General features: G+C 53.2%; 14 protein-coding genes. 3 read left to right on the top strand and 11 right to left on the bottom strand.

The window, feature by feature from the left end; translation table 11 throughout:
- Positions 1-80 precede the first annotated feature (80 nt).
- The gene (rpmF, locus tag OGV77_RS01310) at positions 81-254 is read right to left on the bottom strand and encodes a 50S ribosomal protein L32 (protein ID WP_003036242.1); all 174 of its coding nucleotides are present in this window, start codon (positions 252-254) and stop codon (positions 81-83) included.
- A 16-nt stretch (positions 255-270) separates the two neighbouring features.
- The gene (gene yceD / locus OGV77_RS01305; protein WP_003036239.1) at positions 271-792 is read right to left on the bottom strand and encodes a 23S rRNA accumulation protein YceD; all 522 of its coding nucleotides are present in this window, start codon (positions 790-792) and stop codon (positions 271-273) included.
- Between the two features lie 197 nt (positions 793-989).
- Between yceD and OGV77_RS01300 the strand changes: the two genes are divergently transcribed.
- The gene (locus OGV77_RS01300) at positions 990-1574 is read left to right on the top strand and encodes a Maf family protein (protein WP_043015921.1); all 585 of its coding nucleotides are present in this window, start codon (positions 990-992) and stop codon (positions 1572-1574) included.
- A gap of 82 nt (positions 1575-1656) precedes the next feature.
- Here OGV77_RS01300 and rluC read toward each other — a convergent pair whose 3' ends face one another.
- Positions 1657-2610 carry a 23S rRNA pseudouridine(955/2504/2580) synthase RluC gene (rluC, locus tag OGV77_RS01295; protein ID WP_167394270.1) on the bottom strand — a complete coding sequence of 318 codons (954 nt, stop codon included), beginning with the start codon at positions 2608-2610 and terminating at the stop codon, positions 1657-1659.
- Between the two features lie 574 nt (positions 2611-3184).
- On the opposite strand from rluC, the gene rne reads away from it, so the two are divergent.
- A complete protein-coding gene (gene rne, locus OGV77_RS01290; protein WP_286502538.1) occupies positions 3185-6499 on the top strand; it encodes a ribonuclease E in 3315 nt (1104 codons plus the stop codon).
- A 40-nt stretch (positions 6500-6539) separates the two neighbouring features.
- Here rne and OGV77_RS01285 read toward each other — a convergent pair whose 3' ends face one another.
- Complete coding sequence (locus OGV77_RS01285) at positions 6540-7490, bottom strand: LysR family transcriptional regulator (RefSeq protein WP_230586299.1); 951 nt, start codon at positions 7488-7490, stop codon at positions 6540-6542.
- A 96-nt stretch (positions 7491-7586) separates the two neighbouring features.
- Between OGV77_RS01285 and OGV77_RS01280 the strand changes: the two genes are divergently transcribed.
- Positions 7587-8786: an MFS transporter gene (locus OGV77_RS01280; protein ID WP_043015917.1), complete on the top strand. Its 1200-nt coding sequence runs from the start codon at positions 7587-7589 to the stop codon at positions 8784-8786.
- A gap of 77 nt (positions 8787-8863) precedes the next feature.
- On the opposite strand, the gene flgL is transcribed toward OGV77_RS01280, so the two are convergent.
- The 7 genes from flgL to OGV77_RS01245 all read right to left on the bottom strand — a co-directional run bounded on the left by flgL (position 8864) and on the right by OGV77_RS01245 (position 15922).
- A complete protein-coding gene (flgL, locus tag OGV77_RS01275; protein WP_043015916.1) occupies positions 8864-9817 on the bottom strand; it encodes a flagellar hook-associated protein FlgL in 954 nt (317 codons plus the stop codon).
- A gap of 14 nt (positions 9818-9831) precedes the next feature.
- Complete coding sequence (flgK, locus tag OGV77_RS01270; protein ID WP_087050399.1) at positions 9832-11490, bottom strand: flagellar hook-associated protein FlgK; 1659 nt, start codon at positions 11488-11490, stop codon at positions 9832-9834.
- Between the two features lie 64 nt (positions 11491-11554).
- Entirely contained in the window at positions 11555-12505 is a 951-nt protein-coding gene (gene flgJ, locus OGV77_RS01265) for a flagellar assembly peptidoglycan hydrolase FlgJ (RefSeq protein WP_043015914.1), read from the bottom strand.
- Entirely contained in the window at positions 12505-13581 is a 1077-nt protein-coding gene (locus OGV77_RS01260; protein WP_087050398.1) for a flagellar basal body P-ring protein FlgI, read from the bottom strand. Before OGV77_RS01260 ends, flgJ begins: the two co-directional genes overlap by 1 nt.
- A gap of 33 nt (positions 13582-13614) precedes the next feature.
- Complete coding sequence (flgH, locus tag OGV77_RS01255) at positions 13615-14313, bottom strand: flagellar basal body L-ring protein FlgH (RefSeq protein ID WP_043015912.1); 699 nt, start codon at positions 14311-14313, stop codon at positions 13615-13617.
- A gap of 57 nt (positions 14314-14370) precedes the next feature.
- Positions 14371-15153, bottom strand: coding sequence for a flagellar basal-body rod protein FlgG (flgG, locus tag OGV77_RS01250; RefSeq protein ID WP_003036202.1), 783 nt, complete (start codon positions 15151-15153; stop codon positions 14371-14373).
- Positions 15154-15166: 13 nt separating this feature from the next.
- Positions 15167-15922 carry a flagellar basal body rod protein FlgF gene (locus tag OGV77_RS01245; RefSeq protein WP_087050397.1) on the bottom strand — a complete coding sequence of 252 codons (756 nt, stop codon included), beginning with the start codon at positions 15920-15922 and terminating at the stop codon, positions 15167-15169.
- Positions 15923-15924: the final 2 nt, after the last annotated feature.

Genomic DNA, 15924 nt, shown 5'->3' with positions numbered 1-15924 from the left:
GGAAAGCCTCACTAAGCTTCATCACGCGTGTACTCTTTGTCTTTCTCACCGTAGTGGGAAAGCCATCGAGTCATGCGTGATTACTTAGCGATTACCTTACGGCCACGGTAGAAACCGTCGGCAGTGATGTGGTGACGCAGGTGTTGTTCACCAGAAGTTTTGTCTACAGACAGGCTGGTGACTGCGGTCAGAGCGTCATGAGAACGACGCATGCCACGTTTGGAACGGGTTGGTTTATTCTGTTGTACGGCCATGGACCTTACTCCTCAATTACTTACGCTTTAAGCTGGCTAATACGGCAAATGGGTTTGGTTTTTGCGCTTCATCAGGCAATTCGCCAAAGACCATGTCCGCCTCGGACACTTCACAGTGTTCAGAATCATGCACCGGAACTACCGGCAAGGAGAGGATAATCTCATCTTCAACCATTGCAAGCAGATCGATTTCACCGAATTCGTTAACCTCAATCGGCTCATACGCTTCCGGGAGTGCTTCAGCCTGCTCGTCAGAACGGACAGGACTAAAACAATATGTTGTGTGAACATGAAGTGGGAACGGTTTCCCGCAACGCTGACATTCGAGCGTAACCGATACTTTTGCATCACCGGTTATGACGGCAAGGCGCTGGTTATCGATCGCGAACGACATGGAGCATTCCACATCACTGTCCACACTGACTACAGAATCGGCGACGCGCTCAACCAGATCAGAAGTATAGATACCTTCATAATCGAGGCGTTTTTGAGCCGTACGAACCGGATCAAGAGTCAGGGGTAATTTTACCTTTTGCATAGGGCGCGCATATTAACTTTGTAACGTCATATAGTCAAAGAAAAAGGCAGCCTGTGGTTGCCTTTTGCCAATAATTCGCACACATTGCGGGTCATCGACTTAAAATCGCTCAACACAAGCCATTACAGCCAGCTTGTAGGACGAAGTCCATAGTTTAAAATGGCTCTCATCAATACGCTATATGCGAGGGAAAAAATATGCCTCAACTTATTCTTGCTTCGACCTCTCCCTGGCGTCGCGCTTTACTGGAAAAACTGGCAATCCCGTTCGAATGCGCCGCACCAGAGGTTGACGAAACGCCGTTACCGGGTGAAGCTCCGCGACACTTAGTCTTGCGACTGGCGCAGAAAAAAGCGCAATCTCTCGCCCACCGCTATCCATCGCACCTTATTATCGGCTCCGATCAAATTTGTGTTCTTGATGGTGAAATAACCGGCAAACCGTTAACAGAAGAAAATGCGCGCCAGCAGCTACTCAAAGCCCGGGGCAATATTGTGACGTTTTATACCGGACTGGCGCTGTATAATTCTGCGACCGGACATTTACAAACTGAAGTTGAACCGTTTGACGTTCATTTCCGTCATTTAAGCGAAACGGAAATTGAAGATTACGTGCGCAAAGAGCGTCCGCTGCATTGTGCCGGTAGTTTTAAAAGCGAAGGGTTGGGCATTGCACTCTTTGAGCGCCTGGAAGGTCGTGACCCAAATACCTTGATCGGTTTGCCGCTGATCGCGCTGTGTCAAATGCTGCGCCGGGAAGAGATGAACCCGCTGAACGCCTGATTAATCTGCCTGATGGCGACGCAATGCGTCTTATCAGGCCCACGATGCATAACACGATTGCAGGCCTGATAAGCAACGCGCGTCAGGCTTTGCGGCGTAATACCTCGAGGCAGCGCTTCAACTGTTTATCCATCGGCGCTTCAATACGCATCACTTCACCGGTACCCGGATGAGTAAATTTCAACGCTGCGGCGTGCAAAAAGAGCCTGCTCAGCCCAGTATCCGCCAGTTGCTTATCGAACTCGCGGTCGCCGTAGCGGTCATCAAAGGCAATCGGATGTCCGGCATATTGGGTATGCACGCGAATCTGGTGCGTACGTCCGGTCACGGGGCTACAGCGCACAAGCGTAGCAAACGCGTAGCGCTCTTCCACTTTAAAACGCGTTTCCGATGGTTTGCCTTCCTGATTCACCCGCACGATACGCTCGCCGCTTTGCAGGATGTTCTTTAACAACGGTGCCTGCACGTTTTTCACATGTGACTGCCACTGGCCTCGTACCAACGCGAGATAATCTTTCTGCATCCCTTTTTCACGCAGTTGTTCATGCAATGAACGTAAGGCTGAGCGCTTTTTAGCCACCAGCAACACGCCGGAGGTATCCCGATCGAGACGATGAACCAGCTCAAGGAAGCGCGCTTCCGGTCGCAGCGCACGTAAACCTTCAATGACGCCAAAGCTTAACCCGCTCCCGCCATGCACGGCCGTACCTGAGGGTTTGTTAAGCACCAGAATGTGGTCATCTTCATATAAAATGACATCGGTCAGCGCCGCGACCTTCTGCAAATTCGGTGAAATGGCCTCTTCTTCACGTTCAGCGACACGTACAGGTGGAATACGCACAATGTCCCCATCTTCGAGTTTGTACTCGGGTTTAATGCGTTTTTTGTTCACCCGCACTTCGCCTTTACGCAAAATGCGATAAATCATACTTTTTGGCACACCCTTGAGTTGGGTGCGCAAAAAGTTGTCGATGCGTTGCCCTGCTTCGTCGGCAGTAATGGCAACTGTTTTTACGGCTGGAGTCTCTGTTTTCATGGGGGCCGATTTTAAATAGCCATCAAGATTCGCGCCACACATTTTTCTATGCTTATATTAACTGCTATACCTTATTACTTCAGTTTGACATAGCCGATTTGGTGGTTATTAAAGCAATCACTACGCGGAAGTGAAAAAACTGTGAGTAACCGGGTGATAAATGGCAAAAGTCATCTTGCTATAACAAGGTTAGCAGTGGAATAATGAGGTTGTTTCCGTGTTGAATCTTGTTAAAACAAGAACTTTTCCGGAATGACCCAATTTTGCCCGACCGATCATCAACGCAGCAATGGCGTAAGACGTATTGATCTTTCAGGCAGTTAGCGGGCTGCGGGTTGCAGTCCTTACCGGTAATAAGGAAGCTTTTCTGGAGAGTAACACCCAGACTGTTCCCCTGATAATTGCGCTGTGTTTCCGTATGAAATACAGGCAACCGACACTCTGCGCCTCTTTGAGCTGACGATAACCGTGAGGTTGGCGACGCGAATAGACACGAGGCCATCGGTTCACACCCGGAAAGGCATTACTCTGCCCGCAGCTTAGTCGTCAATGTAAGAATAATGAGTAAGTTACGATGAAAAGAATGTTAATTAACGCGACTCAGCAGGAAGAGTTGCGTGTCGCCCTTGTAGATGGGCAGCGTCTGTACGATCTGGATATCGAAAGTCCTGGACACGAACAGAAAAAAGCCAACATCTATAAAGGCAAAATTACCCGTATTGAACCGAGTCTGGAAGCGGCTTTCGTTGATTACGGCGCTGAACGTCACGGTTTCCTCCCGTTAAAAGAAATTGCCCGCGAATACTTCCCCGCTAATTACAACTCCCATGGTCGTCCCAACATTAAAGATGTGTTGCGCGAAGGTCAGGAAGTCATCGTTCAGATCGATAAAGAAGAACGCGGCAATAAAGGCGCTGCGCTGACTACCTTTATCAGCCTGGCAGGGAGTTATCTGGTTCTGATGCCGAACAACCCGCGCGCGGGCGGCATCTCCCGTCGCATTGAAGGCGACGACCGTACCGAATTAAAAGAAGCGTTGGCAAGTCTGGAACTGCCTGATGGCATGGGGCTTATCGTGCGTACCGCAGGGGTCGGCAAATCCGCCGAAGCGCTGCAGTGGGACCTGAGTTTCCGCCTTAAGCACTGGGAAGCGATTCAAAAAGCCGCTGACAGTCGCCCTGCTCCGTTCCTGATCCATCAGGAAAGCAACGTTATCGTTCGCGCATTCCGTGACTACTTGCGTCAGGACATCGGCGAAATCCTCATCGACAACCCGAAAGTGATGGAGATGGCGCGTCAGCACATCGCCGCGCTGGGTCGTCCGGATTTCAGCAGCAAAATCAAACTGTACACCGGTGAAATTCCACTGTTCAGCCACTATCAAATCGAGTCTCAGATTGAGTCTGCGTTCCAGCGCGAAGTGCGCCTGCCGTCAGGCGGCTCAATCGTTATCGACAGCACCGAAGCGCTGACCGCTATCGATATCAACTCCGCACGCGCTACCCGCGGCGGCGACATCGAAGAAACAGCGTTCAACACCAACCTTGAAGCTGCCGATGAAATTGCTCGTCAGCTGCGTCTGCGCGACCTCGGTGGCCTGATTGTCATCGACTTCATCGATATGACTCCGGTTCGCCACCAGCGCGCGGTTGAAAACCGTCTACGCGAAGCCGTGCGTCAGGACCGAGCGCGTATTCAGATCAGTCATATTTCACGCTTCGGCCTGCTGGAGATGTCCCGTCAGCGTCTGAGCCCGTCTCTGGGTGAATCCAGCCATCACGTATGCCCACGCTGTTCCGGTACGGGTACCGTACGTGACAACGAATCACTGTCGCTGTCTATTCTGCGTCTGATCGAAGAAGAAGCGCTGAAAGAAAATACCCAGGAAGTTCATGCTATTGTTCCTGTGCCGATCGCATCCTACCTGCTCAACGAAAAACGTACCGCGGTAAATGCCATCGAAACGCGTCAGAATGGCGTGCGCTGTGTGATTGTGCCAAACGATCAGATGGAAACCCCGCATTACTCCGTACTGCGTGTACGCAAAGGGGAAGAAACACCAACCCTGAGCTACCTGCTGCCAAAACTGCATGAAGAAGCGATGGCATTGCCGACGGAAGAAGAATACGTCGAGCGTAAACAGCCAGAACAGCCGGCATTAGCTACCTTTGCTATGCCAGACGTGCCGCCAGCCCCTGCACCGCAGGAGCCTGCAGCGAAAGCCGCCGCGCCTAAAGCCGCAGCAGCGACCGCAGCCGTCGCCGCACAACCGGGTTTGATTAGCCGTTTCTTTGGCGCACTGAAGTCCATCTTCGGTGGCAGCGAAGAAGTAAAACCGGTTGAACAACCTGCACCGAAAGCTGAAGAGAAAACCGAACGCCAGCAGGATCGTCGTAAACCGCGGCAGAACAATCGTCGCGACCGTAACGACCGTCGTGATAATCGCGACAACCGTGGCGATCGTGATAACCGTAACGAGCGATCAGAAAGCGGCGAAAACCGTGAAGATAACCGCCGTAACCGCCGTCAGTCTCAGCAGCAAAATGCGGAAGCGCGCGATAACCGCCAGCAGTCCGTTGATGTCGCCGACAAAGCGAAATCCGGTGATGAGCAGCAGGCTCCGCGTCGCGAGCGCAACCGCCGTCGTAACGATGACAAACGTCAGGCGCAGCAAGAAGTTAAAGAGCTGAACCTGGCTGAACAACCGGCGCAGGATACCGAGCAGGAAGAGCGCGTACGTCAGCCTCAGACTCGCCGTAAACAGCGTCAGTTGAATCAGAAAGTTCGTTTCACAGATAGCCCGGCTGTTGAAGCTGAAGTGGCAACTGCCGCTGCGATCGCTGAAACGGCAGTCGTTCAACCAACTGAACAGCCAGCACCGGCACAGCGTACCGAACTGGCGAAAGTTGATCTGCCAGTCGTCGTTGCGACTGAGCAGGATGACAACAGCGAAGCGCGCGACTCAAATGGTATGCCGCGTCGTTCCCGTCGTTCTCCTCGCCATCTACGCGTAAGTGGTCAGCGTCGTCGTCGTTATCGTGACGAGCGTTATCCGGTTCAGTCGCCGATGCCATTAACGGTCGCCTGCGCATCTCCAGAATTAGCGTCCGGCAAAGTATGGATCCGCTACCCTGTCGCTCGTCCTCAGGATCAGCAGGTTGAAGAGCAGCGCGAACAGGAAATGGTTCAGGAGCAAACTGCGACTGTGGCCGTAGAGCCTCAGGTTGCAGCTGCCGTTGAGCACATTGTGGACGCCCCGGCGTCGGTTGAAACCGTACAGCCAGAGGTGGTTATTGCCGAACCTCAGGCCGCCGCTGTTGAAACCGCACAGGTTGAAACCACGCATCCGGAAGTCATTGCTACTCCGGTCGAGGAACAACCACAAATTATCGCTGAATCCGACGCACCTGTTGCCGAGGAAACCGTTGCGAAAGCCGAACCTGTCGCTGAAGTCGTGACTGCGCCGGTTGTCGATGCGCCTGCGGAAGTTGTTATTTCACAGCCTGAAGTGGTTGAAGAGATCGCTGAGGTTGTGGAAACAGCGCCAGTTGTGGAAACAGTACCAGTTGTGGAAACAGTACCAGTTGTGGAAACCGCACCGGTTGTTGAAGAAGTTGCAGCGCCGAAAGAAGTTGTTGCAGCACCTGTCGTCGAAGCCGCAGTCGTTAAGGCTGAAGTTGTCGCAACCAGCGTTGACACGGAACATCTTCACAGCCATGCAACCGCGCCGATGACGCGCGCACCGGCACCAGAGTATGTGCCTGAAGCGCCGCGTCATAGCGAGTGGCAGCGCCCGGCATTCGCCTTTGAAGGGAAAGGTGCCGCAGGTGGACACAGCGCCACACACCAGGCGACTGCGCCAGCAACACGCCCACAGCCCGTTGAGTAAGACGTAATCAACATCAAAGCCGACCTTCGGGTCGGCTTTTTTATACCTGCTCTACGCGTTTCATCCCCGTTAGCTGCGGCATGACATCTTTCATTAACGCCAGAAACTTGCGTAATCGGGTGGGATAGTAACGCGCCCAGGGATAAACCAAATGTACAGGCAACGACGCCGCATGCCACTCGGGTAGCAGCGTAACCAGTCGTCCACGAGCAATATCCTCCTCGACCATCCAGCTTGAAACAATGGCCACACCCAACCCTGCCAGGGCGGCATTTCTTGCGACATAAATGCTGTCGGTGCTTAATCTGGGTGTAATATTCAGCGTAACAGGTTCATTACGTGGTCGATGCAGCAACGAAACGCTGTGCTGGTAAAATGTGTTCACTGCAATCCATGGCAGCGTTGATAACTGCTCCGGATGCGAAAGCTCGCTATATTGCTCAAGCAAAGCAGGATTCACTACCATGCTACGAGGAACCTCAGCCAGTAAAACCGAGACCGTCGCTGGATCAACCTCTGCCCCAACCCTGATGGCGCAATCAATATTATCGCTCAGGAAATCAACGGTTTTATCATTGAGCATCCACTCTACCGACAACTGAGGATAGCGCGAAAGAAACTGCAAAAGCGGTTCAAGAAGCTGTTGCTGCCCGAACGCATGCGGAGCACGTACTCGCAGCGTTCCCACCGGTTCATCCTCCGTAACATTGAGTCCATCTTCCAGCGCCAGCCAGGCATCAATAATATTCTTGGCATGCTGGTAGCCGCGTTCGCCGTCGTCGGTCAGTTTCATCGCATGCGTGGTGCGCATGATCAGTTTTACACCCAGCAGCGCTTCCAGGGATTGTAACCGTCGACTGACGGTCGCCTGCGTTGTCCCCATCTGCTTTGCCGCTGCTGAAAGCGACCCCGCCTCGACGATACGCACAAACGTGCGCATCAGCTCCACTCTGTCTATACGCTCAGTTTTTACCATTCCAAGTTTCTTCATACGTCTGACGTATAACTGTTTTACCACCGCGCTCGCTACCGCGCCACCTGCTGAAGGTTAAAAATAGCCGCACATCCTGTGATTGAGGAATCAACTGTGAACACACATACCGCCCTTACCCGTTGGGTTATTTTTGTACTGGCATCAGGCGCCGGATTCAGCGTGGCATCCATCTATTATGCCCAGCCGCTTCTGCCCTTAATGGGTCAGGATCTGGCCCTAAGCATCACCGGCATGGGGCTGGTTCCGACGCTAACCCAGGCGGGTTACGCGTTGGGGATTTTCTTTTTATTACCATTAGGCGACCGCTATGACCGTCGGACGCTAATCCTGTTGAAAAGCCTCGCGCTCGCCGTACTGCTTCTGGCCTGCAGCTTTACCGGCCAATTGCATTCGCTTTTACTGGTCAGCCTGTTGATGGGAATGGCGGCAACCATGGCGCAGGACATCGTTCCCGCTGCGGCAATTCTGGCCCCTGAAGGCAAGCAGGGAAAAACGGTAGGTACCGTGATGACGGGCCTGCTGCTGGGAATTTTACTTTCACGTACCGTTAGCGGGCTAATAGGTGAGGCGTTTGGCTGGCGCGAAATGTATCAACTCGCAGCCTTCAGCATTGCTGTGATTTCCACCATCATGTGGAAAGTGCTCCCTCGTTTTGCTGTCCATTCCACGCTGAGCTACCCGTCATTACTGCTCTCAATGGCGCAACTGTGGCAGCGGTATCCCGCATTGCGCCGCGCGGCGCTGGCACAAGGCTTTCTGTCTGTTGCCTTTAGCGCCTTCTGGTCCACGTTGGCAGTGATGTTATCTGAGCATTATCACATGGGTAGCGCTATGGCTGGCGCGTTTGGTATCGCGGGCGCGGCTGGTGCGCTTGCCGCGCCGCTGGCAGGCCATCTTGCCGACAAAGTGGGCGCAGCGAAAGTGGCGCAGTTAGGTGCTTTGCTGGTAACAGTATCTTTCGCCCTGATGTTCCTGTTACCCGCCCTGCCAGTACAGGGGCAGTGGCTGCTTATTGCCCTTTCTGCGGTAGGTTTTGATCTCGGATTGCAATCCAGCCTGGTTGCCCACCAAAACCTGGTCTATGGCCTTGAGCCCCAGGCACGTGGACGCCTGAACGCGCTACTGTTTACAATGGTATTTATCGGTATGGCGTTGGGTTCGGTTCTCGGAAGTCAGGTCTACGCGCAGGCAGACTGGGAAGGTGTGGTTACGCTGGCAACGTTTAGCGGTGCGATTGCGCTGGTAATAAGATTAACGGGGAATCTGTCACTGAGAAAAACAACCGTGGCCTAAAAAAATGCCCGCTCCGGGGTGTTAAAGGAGCGGGCAGACAAACATATCCAGTTTCATGATATGTTCAAAAAAGGTCGTTACCGGTTAAGCTGGAACAGCGACATGCCCTGCATATCGGTAAACGTTTTGTACGATGCCTGCAGTGCAGCCTGCTGCATCACGTAGGACGAAATCGCTGCGTTCCAGTCAACATCCACCAGATTGCTCATCTGCTGAGTTTGACCCAGTGCACGATCGGCTCCCAGTGAATCCAGCGAGCTTAATTCGCTAAGCTGCGTGCCTAATTCTGCACGGACGCTCAACACATTATTGAGTGAATTCTTTAAACCACGGTTGGTTTTATCAATCGCCTCAGCGGCCTTTGCTTTCGCCACATCATCGCCTTCAATCGGCGTATTCAGGGCTGCAATAGCTGTATCCAGCATTACGAATAAGTTCGTTTCAGACTTGCTACCATCTGGCTCCGGAACCGCGTTGCTGGTCACCGAGTTAAAAATTTTATCTCCGGTATGACCAATCACCATTGACCGAGCGGCATCAACCTGTTGGGTGATATTTTCAGTTCCACCACTATAAGTACCATCAGTCTGGGCAAATGGTGGAACTTCGGTTTTGTAGCCGCCAAAGATATAGCGACCATTACCGTCGGTACTGTTAGCCAAATTCATCAGCTGATCGCGGATCCCTTGCAAATCAGTCGCTAACGATGCCCTGTTGTCATCGCTCAACGTACCGTTGCCGGCGCTGACGATTTTTTCCTGCGCCGAGGTAATCGCGGTCGTCGCCCGGCTTAAAACGTTCTCTTCCAGTGACACTTTTTGCGTCGCGAAAGTACGCGCCAGCGTATATTGGCTGTTTTGCGCCTGAGCCTGAGAAAGCACTACAGCCTGCGAGGCGGCAATCGGATCGTCAGACGGGTTGATCACGCGTTTGCCCGTTGACATCTGCTCACCAAATTTTATCCATTCGGCCTGAGAGTTGGTAATGCCACGCATGTTCTGCTGGTACATCATCTGAGTACTAATACGCATTGAGTCCCTCTCCCTTAGCGAATATTCAGAAGCGCATCAAAGAGCGAATTTGCTGTTTGCAGCACTTGTGCGTTGGCCAGGTAATACTGTTGATAACGCTGCAAATTGCCGTACTCTTCATCGAGGTTAACCCCGGAAATCGACTGTTGCTGATTAGAAAGCTGCGTAACTACGTTGTTCTGGGTGGTGGCGCTGGTTTTCAGGGTAGCGGTTTTATTCCCGACATCGCTCACCAGCGTTGCGTACGCGTCATTGAAGGTTTTATTTCCGACAGTCGCTTTGGTTTGCAGATCCAACAATTTTTGGCCGTTACGGTTATCGCTTTTCCCTTTATCCTTATCTGGATCGATATCATTTTTGGATACTTCGGCCATGGCGATTTTCGACTCATCAGTCACAGCCACTTTCATATCAACAATGACATTACCCACTGGCTTCACCGTAAAGCTATCATTCGCTTTCGCTCCCGCCCCTACGGTTATTTCCAGCCCATCGAAGGACATTTTTCCACCAGTGACGGTCGCCTTAAAGCTGGTATTATCTGCAAGGCGAGTTACCTGCCAGTCAGTACCATCAAAAGTAATATTGTAATCAGTAGCCTGCACTGCTGAGCTATCAGTAACTTTTGCAGTTAACGACCCTGTCCCAGTATTTTTGGTATTACTGAGCACAGATGGACCGCCGATAGCAAAGAAGTCTTTACCAGCATCACCATTAGCATCAAAACCTTCTTTATGCTGCGTATTAAATGCATCGGCAAACGCCAGTGCCAGTTGCCCCAGCGTGTTACGCGTCTGGTCCAGCTCTTGAGAACGGAACGTCATCAAACCGCCCAATGAACCGGTATCAATGAGTTTTTCAGGAATTTCAACATTTCCGGCAACGCCATCAACATAGGCCACCGTAGTGCGTGTTGGATCGGCACTGGACGGTACTGCGGCCAGTTGGCGGGCGTTGCTGCCCTGTACCAGTGAATAGCCGTTCGCCATCGTTACGTTATAGGTGCCGCCATCCTGGACACTGACTTCAACGCCGACAAGTTTGTTCAGATCGCTAACCAGTTGGTCACGCTGATCGAGTAGATCGTTAGGCGATGCGCCCGCGCCAACGCCGGTCAGACGGGAAATCTGATCGTTGAGGCTGGCAATCTGCTTTGAGTAGTTGTTGATCTGATCTACGCTGGCTTTGATCGCAGTATTGACCTGCTTATCCTGATCGCGCAGATACTGATCGGTTGTTCTGAACTGATTCACTAAACCATCAGCTTTACCAATCAGTGCCTGACGCGCAGCCGGGTCTTCTGCATTACTGACCAGCGTCTGCAGGCTGGTAAAAAAACCCTGCATTGAGGTGGAAATTGAACTGGTTTTACTGGAAAGCAAATTGTCGATTTTCGACATTTGCTCATAGCGCGTTGTCAGGCCGCTGCTCTGGTTCTGCGCTGCACGCAACTGATTCGTGATAAAAGAATCATATTCGCGCTGTACGCCAGAAACATAGACGCCATTGCCAACCCAGCCCCCCGCACCCAGCGTGCTGTTCGCCTGCGCCATAATTGTCGTTTGGCGGGTGTACCCGGCAACGTTATAGCTGGAGATGTTATTACTGGCGGTATTCAACGCGGCCTGCGCTGCGCTAAGTCCACTCATCGCGTTATTAATCAAGCTGGACATGGAGGTTCCTTGTAATCCTTCAATACTCGTTATTATCGGCAGCAGGTCGGTAGACTTGAGCTATTTAAAAGAGATTATCGATGTTCGTGCTGTAGGTTTTGCTCACTTTTTCGCTCATCGATTTCAACTGCTGGATCATGTTGGTTAATTTACGCGCATAGTTAGGGTCAGTTGCGTAACCGGCATTCTGCAATGCCTGTGCGCCTTGCTCGGCTGTCGCGGCAGCGGTCACCGCCGCATAGCGCGGGTTACGCGATATCAGACCGACATAATCCGACAGCGCCTCCAGGTAAGAGCTATACACGCGGAATCTGGCTTTCACCTTTTTCGCCTCACCGTTTTCATATTCGGTAGTGGTGATTTCGGTGGTTGGGCCTTTCCAGCTTCCCGAAGCCTTCACGCCAAAAATGTTAAAGCTTGGTTCGCCATTTTCACGACGGATTTGTCGCTGCCCCCATCCGGACTCCAGCGCCGCCTGTGCCAGAATAAGATGATGCGGAACCCCGCTTTGCTGGCTGGCCAGCTTAGCTGGTAGCGATAGCTGGGCGAGGAAGTCTTTACTGTCACCTGACAGCGGCTCATCAATGCTTTCCGTCGCCCGGGGAATGGCTTTACGCACCAGTTGCGTCAGCGCCTGGTTTTGATAGCTGGTCACCGTTTCAAGCGAGAACTTCATTGGCACCTGCGGCGCGTCGTCTGCGGGTTGCGCCTGCCCTTCGGTCATCTGCTTAACCATCATTTCCGCCAGCCCCAGACCTTTACCTGCGGTCATCTGCTGCGCAATTTGTTGGTCATACATGCTGGTATACAAACGTGTCGAATCGCTGCTAAACACACCATCTTTTGGCAGCGCTTCACGCATGCTTTTCAGCATCATCTGCACGAACATCCCTTCAACCTGACGGGCGACCGGGCGGATATTCGCCGCCGGGTCCTGACCCGCTTTCGCTTTCAGTTCGTTCAGTGATTGCGCATCCCAGGCGGCGCTGGTCAGCAGTTTGCTGTCACCAATCATTAGATGATTTCCAGTTTGGCACGTAAGCATCCCGCACTCTGCATCGATTGCAGAATGGACATCAGATCCATCGGCGTTGCCCCCAGCGCATTAAGCGCACGTACGACGTTATTCAGGTTGGCGCTGGAACGCACGCTTTGCAGCGAACCACCGCTCTGGCGCAGATCGATCTGGGTTTGTGGCGTTACCACTGTCTGTCCACCACCAAACGGTGTATCCGGCTGGCTGACATTCGCCTGACGGTTTACCGTAATCGACAAGTTGCCTTGCGCCACGGCACAACTATCCAGCGTGACTTCGCGGTTCATTACGACGGATCCGGTACGCGAGTTGATAATCACTTTCGCATCCTGCGGCGTGACGTTCACCTCCATATTCTGGATGTCAGCAAGGAAACGGACCTGCGAACTGTTGCCGCTTGGCACACGCACTTGTATGGTCCGGGCATCCAGCGCCGTTGCGCTACCAAAGCCACGCGAGCGGTTGATTGTGTCGGTAATCTGCTGCGCCATCGTGAAATCTTCATTATTGAGCTGCAGATTAATAGTGTTACCGCCGCCGAACTGGCTGGGTAATTCACGTTCAATAATTGCGCCGTTAGTAATACGTCCGCCATTGAGCTGGTTAACCTGCACGCTACTGCCACCCGCAGCCGCGCCCGCACCGCCAACTAAAATATTCCCTTGCGCCAGCGCATAAACCTGGCTGTCGACCCCTTTCAGTGGAGTCATCAGCAGCGTGCCGCCGCGCAGGCTTTTGGCGTTCCCCATGGAAGAAACCACCACGTCAATCGTTTGTCCTTGCCGACCGAATGCAGGAAATGACGCGGTGACCATCACCGCCGCCACGTTTTTCAACTGCATGTTGGTGCCAGTTGGCACGGTTATCCCCAACTGCGAAAGCATGTTGTTGAGCGTTTGCGTAGTAAACGGCGTCTGGGTGGTCTGGTCGCCCGTACCATCCAGACCGACTACCAGCCCATAACCTATCAACGAGTTTTCCCGCACTCCCTGAACGCTGGTCAGGTCACGAATACGGTCAGCGTGCGCAATGGTGGCTATCAGCACCAGTACCATTCCAACTAAAGATTTAAACACTGGGTACCTCGCTTACATCGGCGACAAGTTAAGGAAGAAACGCTGCAACCAGCCCATATTCTGCGCTTCATTGATGTAGCCGTTGCCGACATACTCAATCCGCGCGTCCGCAACCTGAGTTGACGGTACGGAGTTGCTGCCACTGATGGTGCGCGGGTTAACGACCCCGGAGAAGCGAATGAATTCAGTGCCCTGATTAATGGCAATCTGTTTTTCACCCACGACATGTAAGTTGCCATTCACCAGTACCTGATCGACCGTTACGGTCAGCGTACCGCTGAAGGTATTGCTGGCGTTCGCGCCGCCTTTACCGTTAAAGGAGTTACCCCCTGACGCTTCTACGTCAGCACGTTCGTTACCGAACAGACCTTGCAGATAGCGCGGGACGGTATCAAAACCAAAGTTAGTCTTGCCGTCACGGCTGGCGTTAGCCGAAGAACTTTTGCTCGCGCTGACGTTTTCCTGCAATACGATGGTTAACGTATCGCCAATATTGCGTGGACGGCGGTCTTCGAATAGCGGCTGATAACCGTAGTTAATCGGCTGCGCCGACTGGAAGATTGAGCCATTCGCCACCGGCGTCGGACCGGGAACAGGCTGGGCAGACGTCGCGCCCTGCACGAGGGGTGTGGACGGGATCCAGGCGCATCCTGTCAGTGAAACCACCAGCAGGGCTAAAATTGGGTATGGGTGAAGCGCGTATTTTCGCATTGCGGTCATCTTCAAAATCAGTGTGCCGGTGAGGCTTTCACCCCACCGGACCACACTTTAGAGTTGCGTCAGTTTTTGCAGCATCTGATCGGTGGTCGACACCGCTTTACTGTTGATTTCGTAAGCGCGCTGAACCTGGATCATGTTTACCAGCTCTTCCGCCACGTTGACGTTAGAGGTTTCAACATAGCCCTGGTACAGCAGACCCGCGCCGTTCAGACCCGGCGTGCTCTCATTCGGCGCACCGGATGACTGCGTTTCGGTGTACAGATTCTCACCAATACTTTCCAGACCGGTATCGTTCATGAAGGTTGTCAGGTTAAGCTGGCCTACCTGAACCGGCGCAGCCTGGCCCTGCTGGGTCACGCTGACAATACCGTCGCGGCCAATGGTGATACTGAGCGAGTTAGCCGGAATGGTGATGGCTGGCTGAACCTGAAAACCACCCGCCGTCACCAACTGACCGTTCTGATCCACCTGGAATGAACCGTCACGGGTATAAGCAGACGTGCCATCAGGCAGCATAACCTGGAAAAATCCCTGCCCTTTAATCGCCACATCTTTACTGTTGTTGGTCTGCGACAGGTTCCCCTGGCTGTGTAAACGCTCGGTCGCGACCGGACGCACACCGGTACCTATCTGCAAGCCAGACGGCAGTGTGGTTTGTTCAGAAGACTGGGCGCCAGGCTGGCGAATCGTCTGGTACAACAGATCTTCAAACACCGCACGCTGGCGTTTAAATCCGTTGGTGCTGACGTTTGCCAGGTTGTTGGCAATCACATCCATGTTGGTTTGCTGCGCATCCAGGCCGGTTTTGGCGATCCATAATGAACTGATCATAAAATGTCCTGTGTTAACTCATCGACAGCAGTTGGTTGGCGCGGCCCGCGTTATCATCCACGCTACTGATAATCTTCATTTGCATTTCAAAGCGGCGGGCGTTGGCGATCATGTCACTCATCGCAGCAACCGGTTTGACGTTACTGCCTTCCAGCACGCCCGACATGACGCGAATGCTGGGGTCGGCCTGTAACGTCGCACCACGAGTAGCCTGCGCGGCCTGAGTCAGACGGAACATGCCGTCATCACCACGTTGTACTTCACTCTCCGTCGCCTTCACCAGCTTCAGTCGCCCGACTGGCGCGACCGTATTGGCCGGATCGCCAGGATTAAGCGCCGAGATCGTACCGTCTGCCGCAATGGTGACTTCTGAACCTTCCGGTACGGCTATTGGTCCGGCTTCGCCAATCACCGGGTGACCCTGAATAGTCAGTTCACCCGTAGGGCTTACCTGAATGGCGCCATTTCGGGTATATCCTTCGCTACCGTCCGCGGTCTGCACAGCTAACCAGCCATCCTGTTGCAGCGCCACGTCCAGTGGACGCGAGGTATAGTCCATCTGACCCGGCGTCATATCGGCCCCCGGCGTGGAGGCCACCACCAGCGTACGCGTCGGTAAAGACAATCCCTCAACGGGAACCGCACGCAGGGCATTGAGCTGCGCACGAAAACCCGGCGTTGAAGCGTTTGCCAGGTTGCTGGCCGTCACCGCCTGTTGATTCAGCGTCTGACTGGCCGCGCCCATGGCGGTATAAATTGCGTGATCCATTA

Source organism: Citrobacter sp. Ce129, from assembly GCF_030334545.1.
GTDB lineage: Bacteria > Pseudomonadota > Gammaproteobacteria > Enterobacterales > Enterobacteriaceae > Citrobacter > Citrobacter europaeus.
This window is presented reverse-complemented; position numbering and strand designations above follow the sequence as displayed.